The 13,975-nt window shown below is 41.4% G+C and carries 13 protein-coding genes; 2 read left to right on the plus strand and 11 right to left on the minus strand.

Going from position 1 to position 13,975, the window contains the following annotated elements; translation table 11 throughout:
* Window positions 1-2: 2 nt before the first annotated feature.
* The 9 genes from mltG to yceD form a co-directional block, all read right to left on the minus strand.
* Window positions 3-989 carry an endolytic transglycosylase MltG gene (gene mltG, locus RF53_RS12515; protein ID WP_039037878.1) on the minus strand — a complete coding sequence of 329 codons (987 nt, stop codon included), beginning with the start codon at window positions 987-989 and terminating at the stop codon, window positions 3-5.
* Window positions 989-1,807 carry an aminodeoxychorismate lyase gene (gene pabC, locus RF53_RS12520; protein ID WP_039037879.1) on the minus strand — a complete coding sequence of 273 codons (819 nt, stop codon included), beginning with the start codon at window positions 1,805-1,807 and terminating at the stop codon, window positions 989-991. The genes mltG and pabC overlap by 1 nt, the downstream gene beginning before the upstream one ends.
* 59 nt (window positions 1,808-1,866) lie before the next feature.
* Window positions 1,867-3,105: a beta-ketoacyl-ACP synthase II gene (fabF, locus tag RF53_RS12525; protein WP_006792303.1), complete on the minus strand. Its 1,239-nt coding sequence runs from the start codon at window positions 3,103-3,105 to the stop codon at window positions 1,867-1,869.
* A gap of 276 nt (window positions 3,106-3,381) precedes the next feature.
* Window positions 3,382-3,618, minus strand: coding sequence for an acyl carrier protein (gene acpP, locus RF53_RS12530; protein ID WP_006792304.1), 237 nt, complete (start codon window positions 3,616-3,618; stop codon window positions 3,382-3,384).
* Window positions 3,619-3,867: 249 nt separating this feature from the next.
* A complete protein-coding gene (gene fabG / locus RF53_RS12535) occupies window positions 3,868-4,614 on the minus strand; it encodes a 3-oxoacyl-ACP reductase FabG (RefSeq protein WP_039037880.1) in 747 nt (248 codons plus the stop codon).
* Between the two features lie 10 nt (window positions 4,615-4,624).
* Window positions 4,625-5,551 carry an ACP S-malonyltransferase gene (gene fabD, locus RF53_RS12540; protein ID WP_039037881.1) on the minus strand — a complete coding sequence of 309 codons (927 nt, stop codon included), beginning with the start codon at window positions 5,549-5,551 and terminating at the stop codon, window positions 4,625-4,627.
* 53 nt (window positions 5,552-5,604) lie between these two features.
* Window positions 5,605-6,645 (minus strand): phosphate acyltransferase PlsX, encoded by a 1,041-nt coding sequence (gene plsX, locus RF53_RS12545; RefSeq protein WP_039037882.1) that lies wholly within the window; start codon window positions 6,643-6,645, stop codon window positions 5,605-5,607.
* A 12-nt stretch (window positions 6,646-6,657) separates the two neighbouring features.
* On the minus strand, window positions 6,658-6,828 hold the full coding sequence (rpmF, locus tag RF53_RS12550; RefSeq protein WP_004587686.1) for a 50S ribosomal protein L32: 171 nt from the start codon (window positions 6,826-6,828) through the stop codon (window positions 6,658-6,660).
* Window positions 6,829-6,838: 10 nt separating this feature from the next.
* The gene (gene yceD / locus RF53_RS12555; protein WP_008126337.1) at window positions 6,839-7,363 is read right to left on the minus strand and encodes a 23S rRNA accumulation protein YceD; all 525 of its coding nucleotides are present in this window, start codon (window positions 7,361-7,363) and stop codon (window positions 6,839-6,841) included.
* 131 nt (window positions 7,364-7,494) lie between these two features.
* On the opposite strand from yceD, the gene RF53_RS12560 reads away from it, so the two are divergent.
* Window positions 7,495-8,091 carry a Maf family protein gene (locus RF53_RS12560; RefSeq protein ID WP_039037883.1) on the plus strand — a complete coding sequence of 199 codons (597 nt, stop codon included), beginning with the start codon at window positions 7,495-7,497 and terminating at the stop codon, window positions 8,089-8,091.
* Window positions 8,092-8,106: 15 nt separating this feature from the next.
* On the opposite strand, the gene RF53_RS12565 is transcribed toward RF53_RS12560, so the two are convergent.
* Together RF53_RS12565 and rluC are read right to left on the minus strand one after the other, a co-directional pair.
* Window positions 8,107-8,757, minus strand: a complete 651-nt coding sequence (locus RF53_RS12565) for an HAD-IA family hydrolase (RefSeq protein WP_039037884.1) — start codon at window positions 8,755-8,757, stop codon at window positions 8,107-8,109.
* Window positions 8,758-8,760: 3 nt separating this feature from the next.
* Window positions 8,761-9,723, minus strand: a complete 963-nt coding sequence (rluC, locus tag RF53_RS12570; RefSeq protein WP_039037885.1) for a 23S rRNA pseudouridine(955/2504/2580) synthase RluC — start codon at window positions 9,721-9,723, stop codon at window positions 8,761-8,763.
* Between the two features lie 777 nt (window positions 9,724-10,500).
* On the opposite strand from rluC, the gene rne reads away from it, so the two are divergent.
* Entirely contained in the window at window positions 10,501-13,605 is a 3,105-nt protein-coding gene (gene rne, locus RF53_RS12575) for a ribonuclease E (RefSeq protein ID WP_039037886.1), read from the plus strand.
* Window positions 13,606-13,975: the final 370 nt, after the last annotated feature.

Here is a 13,975-nt window from a genome sequence, read left to right on the forward strand (position 1 = left end):
CGTTAATTCTTTTTATTTAAAATATAGGTTTTAACTGCCGCGTTATGTTGTTTTAACGTGGTAGAAAATTGGTGGCTGCCATCGCCTTTTGCTACAAAGTAAACATAGTCGCTTTGTGGCGGGTTTACCGCAGCTAAAATAGCTTCTTTTGATGGCATAGCTATTGGCGTTGGCGGTAATCCATCAATACGGTAGGTATTGTATGGCGTGTGATTGCGTAAATCTTTGTATTTAATATCGCCGTCAAAGTTTTCACCCAGGCCATATATTACGGTTGGATCGGTTTGAAGGCGCATTTTTGTGTTTAACCGATTGACAAAAACCGAAGCAATTAACGGGCGCTCGCTGGCTACTGCGGTTTCTTTTTCAATAATTGAGGCCATTATTAGTGCCTCGTACGCGGTGTTGTAAGGTAAATTGTTAGCGCGTTTTTGCCATGCATCGCTTAGTGTTTGTTGCATGGTTTGTGCGGCGCGTTTTAATACACTGCTTGCGGTATCGTTATGCTGGTAGTGGTAAGTATCTGGAAATAACCAGCCTTCTAACAATGTTTCTTCATTTATAATTTGCTTACCTAACTCGTCTAACTTTAGATCGTTATTTAAATTAGGCGCATTTTTAATATTTGCTAATACATCACGCAGCGCTTGGCCTTCAATAATGGTAAAGCTAAAGCTGATTTGTTGACCTTGGTTTATTTTTTTTATGTTATTAATAACACTGGTATTTGAAAGCTCGTAAAGCCCGGCTTTTAAATCGGTTAGTGTGGGGTCTAGCTTTGCAATAACTTGGTAACGCCAGCAGCTTTCGACCCAGTTTTTTGCTTGCCATTGCTGGCATAATTTATTAAAACCGGTGCCCTTTTTTACCTCAAATTGAGTGCTTTCGCTTATATTTAGCGGGCTTTGTAGGGTTGCCTGCAATTGCTGATAGCCAATAGCTGTGCTAATAATCGCTAAAAAAGCGACTGATAAAATAACTTTTAACACTAAGCCTCCTTGGCTAATAAATTAGTTAGCAATGCGTTGCTGTACGCTACATTAAAGCACTGTTGCTCTATGCGTTTAACAGGTACTGCATGCATTAAGCTGTTGCATACAAATACAGCATCGGCCTTGGTTAAATCGTTTACTGTAATGTGTTTAAACTCAACCGTTAATTTATCACATAACGCTTGCAGATAAACGCCCTTTATACCGCATTCATTGAGCTTTGGTGTAAATACTTTACCGTGTTTAATGGCAAATATATTAGCTGCTGAGGCTTCAATTACCTGGTTGTTGTAGTCAAGCACAAGTACGTCTTCGCAATTTTGCGTTTGCATGGCTTTTTTAATGAGTACTTGCTCTAACCTATTTAGGGTTTTTAGCCCCGCAAGTAAAGGCTGCGCAGCTAATTTAATTGGGCTTATTTCAAGGCTAACCCCCTGCTCTGCAAGTGCATTGTAGTTTGCAGGGTATTCAAGCACGCTTACTATAATTGTTAAATTACATTCGCTTGGTAAGTTATATCCACGCCCGCCTTCACCGCGTGTTACGAGTATTTTTAACACGCCCGTTTGCTTTTGTTTTACTTGATTGTGTATGTGTTGCTCTAAATGGCTAAAGTCGAGTTCAGGAAAGGCTAATCTCTCAGCACATTCAGCTAAGCGAGCTTTGTGGTGGTGCCAATATTCAACTTGCCCATTTACAATTTTTGCTGTTGTAAAAAAACCATCGCCATAGTTTAAGCCTCTGTCGGTTATGCTAACGGCGTTTAATTGGCTGGCATTTATGATTGTTTGCGTATTATTTATTATTTTTTGCATATAAAAAAAGCCCAGTTAAACAACTGAGCTCTTATAAAGTGGTTCGTTGTTAAAAAAGATTATACCTTTTTAAATAGCAACGAGCCATTAGTACCACCAAAGCCAAATGAGTTACACAGTGAGTAATCTAGTTTTGCATCGCGCGCTGTATGCGCAATGTAATCTAGGTCACAGCCTTCATCTGGGTTATCAAGGTTGATAGTAGGCGACACTTTTTGATCTTTTAGCGACAATATCGACACGATTGATTCAACTGAGCCCGCTGCACCCAGTAAGTGACCCATCATCGATTTAGACGAGCCAACCATTACGTCTTTTGCTGCATTGCCAAAAATAGATTTAACTGCAGCAGTTTCGGCTTTATCGCCAGCGTTGGTCGACGTACCGTGAGCGTTTATGTAACCTACTTGCTCTGCATTTACTTGCGCATCTTTTAATGCGTTTTCCATTGCTAGGGCTGCGCCTGCGCCGTCTTCTGGAGGGGATGTCATGTGGAATGCATCGCCACTCATACCAAAACCAACTAGCTCGGCATAAATGTTTGCGCCACGTGCTTTTGCGTGTTCGTATTCTTCAACAACTACAACACCAGCACCATCAGAAAGTACAAAACCGTCACGGTCTTTATCCCACGGGCGCGACGCTGCTTGTGGGTCGTCGTTACGTGTTGATAATGCGCGTGCTGCGTTAAAGCCACCCATACCAATAGGTGTACACGCTTTTTCGGCACCGCCAGCAACCATTGCGTCGGCATCGCCGTAGGCAATCATACGTGCTGCATGGCCAATATTATGTAAACCTGTCGTACACGCAGTTACAATTGAAATGTTAGGGCCACGTAGTCCGTACATTATTGATAAATGACCCGAGATCATATTAATAATGGTAGAAGGCACATAAAATGGAGATAGCTTACGTGGACCACTGTTAAGTAACTTAACGTGGTTTTCTTCAATTAGTGTTAGGCCGCCAATGCCAGAACCAACAGCAACACCAATGCGCGTTGCGTTTTCTTCTGTGATTTCTAAACCTGAATCTTTAAAGGCTTGAACACCCGCTGCTAAACCATATTGGATAAATAAATCCATTTTTTTTGCATCTTTTGGTGGCATATAAGCCGATGCATCAAAGTCGTTGATTAAACCAGCGAACTTTGTTCCAAATTTTGATGTGTCAAAGTGTGTTATTGTTTGTATACCACTTTTAGCATCTAATAAGCCTTGCCAGGTTGATTGAACATCATTGCCTAGCGGCGTCAACATTCCTAAGCCAGTTACGACGACACGACGTTTAGCCACGGTTTGCCTCCAATAAGGGATATTTATAATTTTATTAAAATTTTAACCATTTTAATTTTTAAATGGTTTTTTAATCCAATTAGATTCACAAGGGGATCATCATACCCAAGCAACCTCAAAGTGCGAGTCTCAAACTTGTTTGACAACACATAACGCAAACAAAATTAATGTTAGTTAAATTTGGGGAGTTAAGGTTTGATTTTTGAATCATGAACTTTGAGGTGGTTTGGATACATAGATTAAAGGCAGCGAATGCTGCCTTTAATACACAATTGATTACTCAGCGTGAGCTGTTACGTAATCGATTGCGCTTTGAACTGTAGTGATCTTTTCAGCTTCTTCGTCTGGGATCTCAGTGTCAAACTCTTCTTCAAGAGCCATTACTAGTTCTACAGTATCAAGAGAATCTGCACCTAGGTCATCTACGAAAGAAGATTCGTTTTTAACTTCTTCTTCTTTAACACCTAGTTGTTCAATGATAATTTTTTTTACGCGTTCTTGGATATCGCTCATTCTTCTTTCCTTTATTAAAACGCCAATGCGTTATTTTCAGATTGCGGGGTAGTTTACGCCGCATAATTCTCTGATTCAATGATCTGACCGTAAATAATTGTCTGGTCAAACCTCTGAGTGTGTGTTTTCCCTGTTATCGCTTATTTTAATAGCAATTTCAAGTATGTTTAAAGCAAGTTCACAAATAATTCAATGTTTTTTAGTGAATTATGCAAACTTAATTTTACTCTTGTAATGGCTATATGGTTATTAAACCATATACATCGCGCCATTTACATGCAAAGTTTCGCCTGATACATACGCAGCAGCGTCAGATGCTAAATAACACACTGCAGCTGCAATTTCGTCAGGTTGACCTAAACGACCCGCAGGTACATTAGCTAAAGTGGCTGCTTTTTGTTCATCGGTTAGCTCGTTGGTCATATCTGTTTGGATAAAACCCGGTGCAATTACGTTTACTGTAATACCGCGCGAGGCAACTTCACGTGCTAGTGATTTAGAAAAACCAATAACACCCGCTTTAGCCGCAGCGTAGTTAGCTTGCCCAGCATTACCCATAGTGCCTACTACCGAACCAATATTAATGATACGGCCGTTCTTTTTCTTCATCATTGGGCGTAATACTGCCTTAGACAAACGGAAAATAGAGCTTAGGTTGGTGTCGATAATATCGTCCCACTCGGCTTCTTTCATTCGCATAAGTAAATTGTCGCGCGTGATACCTGCGTTATTTACTAGTACGTCAATATCACCTAAGTCGGCTTTTATTGCTGCCAAAGTAGCCTCAATTGAAGCAGGATCGGTGACGTTTAATGCATAACCTTTACCGTTATCACCTAAATAGTCACTAATGTTAGCCGCACCTGACTCGCTTGTTGCTGTACCAGCGACTTTTGCGCCTTGTGCAACCAGCATAGTTGCAATTGCTTTACCAATACCACGGCTTGCGCCTGTAATTAGGACAACTTTGCCCTCTAAAGAAAATAAGTTAGACATTTTTTTACTCTTATTTAGCTGTATCAATTGAAGCGGCGTCGTTTACTGAGCCACATACCATTGCTTTATCAATTCGTTTTGCCAGGCCTGTTAATACTTTACCCGGACCAAATTCGTAGCTTTGCGTTACACCTTGCGCCACTAAAGCTTGCACGGTTTCTGTCCAGCGTACTGGGCTGTATAATTGACGCACAAGTGCATCTTTAATCGCGTTAGCTGAACTTTCTGCTTTTACATCTACATTATTGATTACATCACACTTAGGTGTATTAAATGTTAAAGCGGCTAAATCATTCGCCAGTTTTTCTGCTGCCGGCTTCATCAGTTCGCAGTGCGAAGGCACACTAACCGATAACGGTAATGCGCGTTTTGCGCCCGCTTCTTTACAGGCTACTGATGCTCTATCCACTGCCGCTTTATGCCCGGCTATTACAACTTGACCTGGTGAATTGTAGTTAACTGGCGATACAACTTCGCCTTGTGCTGATGCTGCACACGCCGCTTTAATTTCGTCGTCGCCTAAACCAATAATAGCGGCCATTGAGCCCACACCTGCTGGTACGGCTTCTTGCATGTACAAGCCACGGTTTTCTACTAATTTTACAGCTTCGCTTAAACTAATTACGTTACTGCATACCAGTGCTGAATATTCACCTAAGCTGTGCCCTGCCATGACAACATCGGCGTCTGGGTTTTTAGCTAACCAGTCGCGATAAATCGCAACGCTTGCTGTTAATAATGCAGGTTGAGTTCGGTGGGTTTCGTTTAGTTTTTCTTCTGGACCGTTAAGAACTAACGCTGCTAAGTCGTATCCCAATGCGGTTGATGCTTCTGCAAACGTTGATTTTACAATGTCAGAGGTTTCTAAAAGCGCTTGTAACATACCTACGCTTTGCGAACCTTGACCTGGGAATAGAAGTGCAATTTTTTGTGCCATACTTTGCTCTTTTTAATTAAACAAATAAATAATGAAATACACGGCACATCAATTTACTGATTGGCCACCGTGTCTTTAGAATGTGTTTTTTCGAAAATAGCGGCTATTTTAGTGGGAAGTTGGCGTTCAACTTCTTTTACCGCTTCATCGATTGCTGCTTGAAATGCTTTAGCTGAGGCATTTCCATGGCTTTTAACGACAATACCGCGCAATCCTACCAGAGAAGCACCGTTATACTGGTCGGGGTTCACCCTTTTATAGAGTTTTTTTATGATTGGGCTTAGCATAAACGCCATACATTTATATATAAGGTGTTTTTCGAGGGCTTTTGAGAACTTATTCATGATAAGTTTGGCTATGCCTTCACAGGTTTTAAGGGCAACGTTGCCAACAAACCCTTCACATACGATAACGTCGGCCTTGCCTGTAAAAATATCGCTGCCTTCACTGTAGCCAATATAATTTATATGCGGACTTTGCTGCATTAATTGTGCGGCATGTTTTATATCGTCGTGGCCTTTTATGTCTTCGGCACCAATGTTTAGCAAACTTACCCGTGGGTTATCACAACCAAGTGCTTGGCCTGCAACCACTGAGCCCATTAAGCCAAATTGGTAGAGTATTTCGCTATCGCAATGTACGTTGGCGCCTAGGTCGAGCAAATACACTGGATTTTTACGCTCTGTAGGTACCGATGAAATAAGTGCGGGACGTTTTACACCGGGTAACATTTTTAATACGTAATGCGCCATAAAAAATAATGCGCCAGTATTACCTGAACTTACGCATGCTTGAGCCTCGCCTGATTTAACTAAATCAAGGGCAACGCGCATTGAGGAATCTTTTTTTGAACGAACAGCAACAGCAGGTTCGCAGGCATTAGTGACTATTTCACTACAGTGACGAATTATGAGTCTTGGGTGAGATAAAGAATCGAGGGATTCGAGTTCTTTAGATATAACTTGCTCGTTACCACACAGTATAAGTGTAAGGTTGGCGTGAGCGTTTACTGCACTAACAGCAGCAGGAATAGATGAACGGGGGCCGTAATCGCCCCCCATCATATCTAACGCTATGGTTAGATTATTCAGCATCAAAGCAATCTCTTAGTTAGAAATTACTTGAACGCCTTTGTAGTAACCGTCAGCAGTTACATGGTGACGACGATGAGTCTCACCTGAAGTTTGGTCAACTGTTAAAGTTGGACCGTTGATCGCATCGTGTGAACGGCGCATGCCGCGTCTTGCACGAGACTTTTTGCTTTTTTGTACAGCCATTAGTCTTCTCCTAAGAATCTTTCTTAAGTTGTTTCAAAATATCAAATGGATTTGGTTTATCATCTTCCGCTTTTAAAACACCAAAGCTGGCAGGCTTTGACGAGTAATTGCACGAAGCTTCGTTGTGTGTAGGCACTAATGGCACCGCTAAAATTAATTCGTCTTCGATTAACTCAAACACGTTAATTTCACCGTTTTCATCAAGCGCTACTTCATCGTAGTCTTCTGGAAGATCATCCGACTCAGCATCCAAACCAATTGGCGAATACATAAAGTCTTGATCCAAATCCAACCCTAAATCATCATTACAACGTTGACAAGTTACAGTAACGTGTGTGGACAAATTGCCGCTAATCACAACTAAACCTTGCTCATCGTTTTTGCACTGAATTTTTACCGCTATTTCACCTACTTCTTCCTGTACAACACCTCGTAAACGAGTCAGTTTTTCAAGCGGTACAATACCATCGTATGATAAACGGTGTTGCGCTGCTTTCCCAGGATGAAGAGTGAAGGGGATTTTTACCTTTTGCATAGGGGCTGCATCATATAGATAGTTAGTTTGTTAGTCAAAGTAAAAAACCATTTTTACTAGGTTTTTCACGTGTTTTACTCACGGATCTGATTTATCCTAACTCAATCTGATTTATCTTAGGAAAACCATTCATGAAGCACTCGCTTATTTTAGCCTCAAGCTCGCCTTTTAGGCAGTCTTTATTACAAAAATTTAATTTACCGTTTAAAGCCTTTTCACCCGATGTTGACGAATCAGCACTTGAAAACGAAACACCCAATGAGTTAGTTAAGCGTTTAAGTGAACTTAAAGCTACTGAAGCTACTAAACATTTTAACGAAGGTTTAGTTATTGGCTCTGATCAAGTGGCTGTGTTTAATGACCAAATTTTAGGTAAGCCGCACACTAAAGAAAACGCCGTAAAGCAATTGAGCCTGTTTAGTGGCCAAACAGTTACTTTTTTAACCGGATTATGTGTTTTTGATATTCAAAGTGGGCAAAGTAGAAGCCTTGTTGAACCATTTAATGTGACTTTTAAAACACTCACTACAGCACAAATTAGCGCTTACTGCGATGCAGAACAGCCTTATAATTGTGCTGGTAGCTTTAAAAGTGAAGGACTCGGCATTTGTTTATTTGAAAAACTAAGCGGTGACGATCCCAATAGTTTAATTGGATTGCCACTCATTAAACTCAGCCAATTATTAGCTGAGTTTAATGTTGATGTGTTGAGCCTTCAAACCAAATAACGCTTGCTTTAAGTGTTAGCCTATTAAAACCTGTTGCAACTGTTGGTAGCTATCGACTGTTGCAATTGGGTCATACTCACTTAATTGCTGTGCATTGTGTACACCCATAGTAACGCCTATTCGGTCCATGTTTGCTGCCCTACCCATTGCCATATCAATTTGTGTATCACCTATCATTACAGCTTCGTTGGCACTTACGCCAAGCTCCGCTAATAATTGATAAAGCATATCGGGTGAGGGTTTAGACTGTGCGTCGTCACTTGTGCGGGTGGCACTAAAAAAATGCCTCAGCTGGCTTTGATCTAATAAGCGTTCTAAACCGTCTCTTCCTTTACCTGTTGCAATAGCAAGTACTGCCCCGTTTTGTTTAAGGGCATTGAGTACGTTTGCTACATCATTAAATACAGGTGTAGGTGTTGGGTCAACTTTATAATGTGCCTTGTATGCATTAATTAGTGCGGTTTGCTTTGTTGGGTAACTGGGGAATAGCACCTCAATTGCCTTTTCAAGCGACAGCCCAATAATATTTTTTATTGCGGTGTCGCTTGGCGGTGCAATATTTAAAGATTGTGCACTGCATTTAATACAGTTAACTATTTTGCCAATTGAGTCCATGATGGTGCCGTCCCAATCAAAAATAACTAATTTGTATTGATTACTGGCCATACATTAAGACTCTTTAGCTGCGCGTAACTTTAATAAGCAACTGCTAAGGGCTTTATCAAGGGGTGCTTCTACACGCATAGTGGTTTCGTTTTTAGGGTGATAAAAACTTAAATCGTGCGCGTGTAAAAATAAGCGATTTAAACCTACTTTGCGCATTCCTGCGTCAAACGCTTGGTCACCGTATTTATCGTCGCATGCAATTGGATGCCCTTTGCATTGGGTGTGTACACGAATTTGGTGTGTTCGCCCTGTCACCGGCGACGCTTGTACAAGTGAACATTCGTTAAAACGCTCTAGTACTTTAAAACGAGTATGCGACGGCTTGCCTTCAACATTGTCTACGCGAACAACGCGCTCGCCCGATTTAAGCGTGTTTTTGCGCAGGCCTTCGGTTACGTTTTTAGTTTTACCATCCCACTGGCCATCAACTAACGCCCAATAGTTTTTTTCCATGGTTTTTTCACGAAGTTGCTCGTGTAACGATGTTAAAACTGAGCGGCGTTTTGAAATTAGTAGACACCCCGATGTATCGCGGTCAAGCCTGTGTACTAGCTCAAGGTTGCGCTCTTCTGGGCGAAGTACGCGCAGCGCTTCTATTAAGCCATAACTTAAACCACTGCCGCCATGAACAGCCATGCCTGATGGTTTATTTATAACAATGAGGTATTTGTCTTCAAATAAAATATCGTCTTCAAGGCGCGTTACTTTATCTAGTTTTGAAGGCACAAACTCTTCGCGCTCTGCCACTTTTATAGGTGGGATACGAATGATGTCGTCTAACTGTAATTTATATACTGGCTTAATACGCTTTTTATTTACACGCACCTCGCCTTTACGAAGAATTTTGTAGATTGCGCTTTTAGGCACCCCTTTTAAATGGGTAATAAGAAAGTTATCAATTCGCTGACCTAAATGGTCTTCGTTGATTGTGACAAAAGATACTTGTAAGCCGGTTTTTTCTGACATTGCCTAATCACTGATTTAAGTAAAATAATTTAGTTGCTAACACTGTTATAATAGTGGGATAATCAGCAGCGCAAATATTTAGTATTTGCAAATAACAACGGTGCTTTTTAACTTAACACATTAAAACATTCGTGATGCACATTCTGGGTAGCCGATCATACAGATCCGAGTTAAGTTTTCCAAAGCTTTTATACATACCTAGTAAACACGTGCGGTCAACTAACAGCAATGCGCGTAATATATTGCAGGTTAAGTTTGAACATGAAGTGGTTTTTAATGCGATTGAAAAAGCAATGAACAGATAATTTGTCTGATAGTGACGGCGTAAAAAGCGCCGTTCAGCAACTGCTCAATTATTGTAGTACCGTAAAGCAGCTTATTTAGAACTAAAAAAATCTAATAAATAAGTATTCATTAACATCGGCAGCGAATTTTGCTCTTAAACCAGGATTTAGCGATACATCACACTGTATTGCTCACCCACTTAATGAGCCCTACGCGCCTAATATGAATGACATTTAATAAGATTGATATGACAGGCCGACTTCTGGGTAAAACTTGTAGACGTAGCTGAAAAGCCGACAGTTTTAACACCATTAAGAATTTAATAGCGTTTAGTACGCTATTGTTTGCCAGCATTTAAAAATACTGCTTACGAAAATACAGAGCCGTTCCGTTAAAGACCCAGTCGTGAGGCTGCACATTCTAAAAATAGGAACAACTGAACAGGCGAGAAAACATCGTCATGTCAGCGACATAATTTAATAGAGTAACAATATGAAACGTATGCTAATCAATGCAACGCAGCAAGAAGAAATGCGCGTAGCACTGGTTGATGGCCAGCGCCTATATGATTTAGATATAGAAAGCCCAGGTCACGAACAGAAAAAAGCCAATATTTATAAAGGCAAAATCACACGCATTGAACCATCTTTAGAAGCAGCATTTGTTGATTACGGTGCTGATCGTCATGGTTTCCTTCCTTTAAAAGAAATTGCCCGCACTTACTTCCCTGCTGGTTACACCTTTAATGGTCGTCCGAATATTCGTGACGTGATCAAAGAAGGCCAAGAAGTAATAATTCAGGTTGATAAAGAAGAACGTGGCCAAAAAGGCGCAGCGTTAACAACTTTTATTAGTGTTGCTGGTAGTTACTTGGTACTTATGCCTAACAACCCTCGTGCTGGCGGTATTTCTCGCCGTATTGAAGGTGATGAGCGTACCGAACTTAAAGAAGCACTCAGCCGTTTAGAACTACCTAAAGGTATGGGCTTAATTGTGCGTACTGCGGGTGTTGGTAAATCGTTTGAAGAATTAAATTACGATTTAAAAGCGTTATTAGTTCACTGGGAAGCTATTAGACAAGCTGCCGACAGTGCTAAAGCGCCGTTTTTAATTCACCAAGAAAGCAACGTAATTTTCCGTGCGATTCGTGATTATTTACGTCGTGATATTGGCGAAATTTTAATTGATAAGCCACGTGTTTTTGAAGAAGCTAAAGCGCATATTGAGCGTTTTCGTCCTGATTTTATGAGCCGCGTTAAGCTTTATCAAGGCGACACACCGTTATTTACACACTACCAAATTGAAAGCCAAATTGAGTCTGCGTTCCAACGTGAAGTGCGTTTACCATCAGGCGGTTCAATTGTTATTGACCCTACTGAAGCACTTACGTCTATCGATATCAACTCGTCTAAAGCTACAAAAGGCGGCGATATTGAAGAAACAGCACTTAATACTAACCTTGAAGCAGCTGACGAAATTGCACGCCAATTACGTTTACGCGACTTAGGTGGTTTGATTGTTATAGATTTCATCGATATGACACCGCCACGTCACCAGCGTGAAGTAGAAAACCGCTTAAAAGACGCTGCGCGCCCAGATCGTGCTCGTGTACAAATTGGTAAAATTTCTCGCTTTGGTTTACTTGAAATGTCGCGTCAGCGCCTACGCCCTTCGTTAGGTGAAGCAAGCCAAGGTGTGTGTCCTCGTTGTAGTGGCCAAGGTACGGTTCGCTCTAATGAGTCGATTGCACTGTCTATCCTTCGTTTAATTGAAGAAGAAGCAATTAAAGACAACACTTCTCAAGTAAATGCACAAGTACCTGTTGCTGTTGCCGCCTACTTGTTAAACGAACAACGCCGTAGTGTTCACCGTATTGAAAAGCATCACAAATGTGATGTAGTGATTATTCCTAATCAACACATGGAAACACCACACTACGAAGTAATGCGCTTACGTAAAGACGAAACACTTGAAACAGTAAGTTACGAGCAAGTTGTTGCGCCTGAACCAGAAGCGTTTGAAATGTCAAAATCGCCTGCAGCACCTGTTCGTGAAGAGCCTATGCTAAAAGGTGTTGTTATGCCTTCAAGCCCTGCTCCACAAGCAGCGCCGGCTCCAGCAGCTAAACCTGCAGCGGTAGCCGCTAAAGAAGAAGCGGGATTATTTACTGCACTTGCTAACTGGTTTAAATCTATTTTTGCTAGCGAAACACCTGAGCAGAAAAAAGAAGCCGTTGAAAAGCAGCAAGAAGAAGCACGTAATAATAAACGTCGTGGAAACGATAACCGCCGTCGTAATAACAATCAACGTCGTCGTAATAACCCACGCTCTAAACAACGCACAGAACGCAATACTGATGAAGTAGAAACAAAAACTAATTCACCGGTAGCAAACGAGAACCAAGAGAAGAACGAAAACCGCAACAAGCGTCGTCGTAATTCTAACTCTCGTAAGCGCCCTGAGCACAAAGCAGATAAAGATCAAACTAAAGCGGCAGATGCGCCTGCAAAAGCAAATGCTGATACGAATGCTGCAGAAGCACCTAAAGAGCATAAGCCTAAGGTTCGTCGTCAACGTCGTAACGTTCGTAAGAAAGTACGTATTCAAGACGAAAATGCTGAGCAACTACAAGCAACTGAACAAACTTCTGTTGAAACAGCTGCAGTAGAAGAAAAGCCGCAGGTTCAAGCAAAGCCTGAAGCTCAAGAAAAGCCAGTAGCCGCTGAAAAGCCTACACCTGTAAAAGAAGAAAAAGTAGAGACTGTTGAGTCGAAAGATGAAACTGTAGCAACTGAAGAAGAGCAAACGCGTACACGTTCGCGTCGTTCTCCTCGCCATCTTCGTGCATCAGGTCAGCGTCGTCGCCGCCCTGAAGGTGAAAGTGCTGAAGCTAAATCTGATGAAGCCCCTGCTTTTGTACCGGTTGCTGACCAAGCTGCTGCAGAGTACGAAGCAGAACTTAAGGCTAAATCGGAAGAAACGGCTGTTGACGCTTCTGAACAGGTTGAACAAGCAGTTGCTGTTGAAGATTTAGCTAAAGTTGAAGTTGCTCAAGAGCAAGTAAAAGCTGAAGAACCAGTGCAAACTGAAGAACCAGTTAAAGCAGAAGAACCAGTGCAAACTGAAGAACCAGTTAAAGCTGAAGAGCCAGTGCAAGCTGAAGAACCAGTACAAACTGAAGAATCAGTACAAACTGAAGAACCAGTGCAAGCTGAAGAACCAGTGCAAACTGAAGAACCAGTGCAAGCTGAAGAACCAGTGAAAGTTGAAGAATCAGTTAAAACTGAAGAACCTGCTTTAGAAGCTGAAGTGGTACCGGTTGAGACTACAGAGACGCCTGTAGAAGCTAAAGAAGCACCAGTAGTTGAAAAAGCGGCTGAGGCAACTTTAAATTCTAAAACAGTGATCACTAAAGGACACGCAAGTGCACCAATGGCACAACCTGCTCCAGCAGCAGATAGTGAAGTAAAACATGTACCAGTGGCTATGGCTCACGATAAACGTGAACTTATCCCTGATAGTGGTTTACGCCCAGGTTCAATTAAACCTGCTGGTCGTGCAAGTTCTGCAATGACAAAAACGTTAAGCGCTGATTAGTAAATAACGCTTAATTTAAAAGCCCCGCTATTTTAAATAGCGGGGCTTTTTTGTTTTAAATCAGTAATGCTTTCACTTAGAACAAAATACAGTAACAAGAAGCTGCGCTTCTAACGTGAGCAAGCTCTACGTCTACAAGTAAATATTAAACAGTTACATAGCACGTTTAAACGGAGTACTCGCTGGCTTTTGAACACCAGATTATTATTCTGAAAAACACATATTCACAAAGAGATTAAGAGACGCTGCGCTTTTAGAGAAGTGAAAATACGGCTTAAATTTGTTTGTCTACTCATTTGCTCCTCATTCTCTTCTCTTTGTGCAATTAAGATCTTTAAGGCTTGAAGCTACGCTTCACAAGTGAGCAAGC

Origin of the sequence: Pseudoalteromonas sp. ECSMB14103 (assembly GCF_000813065.1) — a bacterium.
Classification (GTDB): domain Bacteria; phylum Pseudomonadota; class Gammaproteobacteria; order Enterobacterales; family Alteromonadaceae; genus Pseudoalteromonas; species Pseudoalteromonas marina.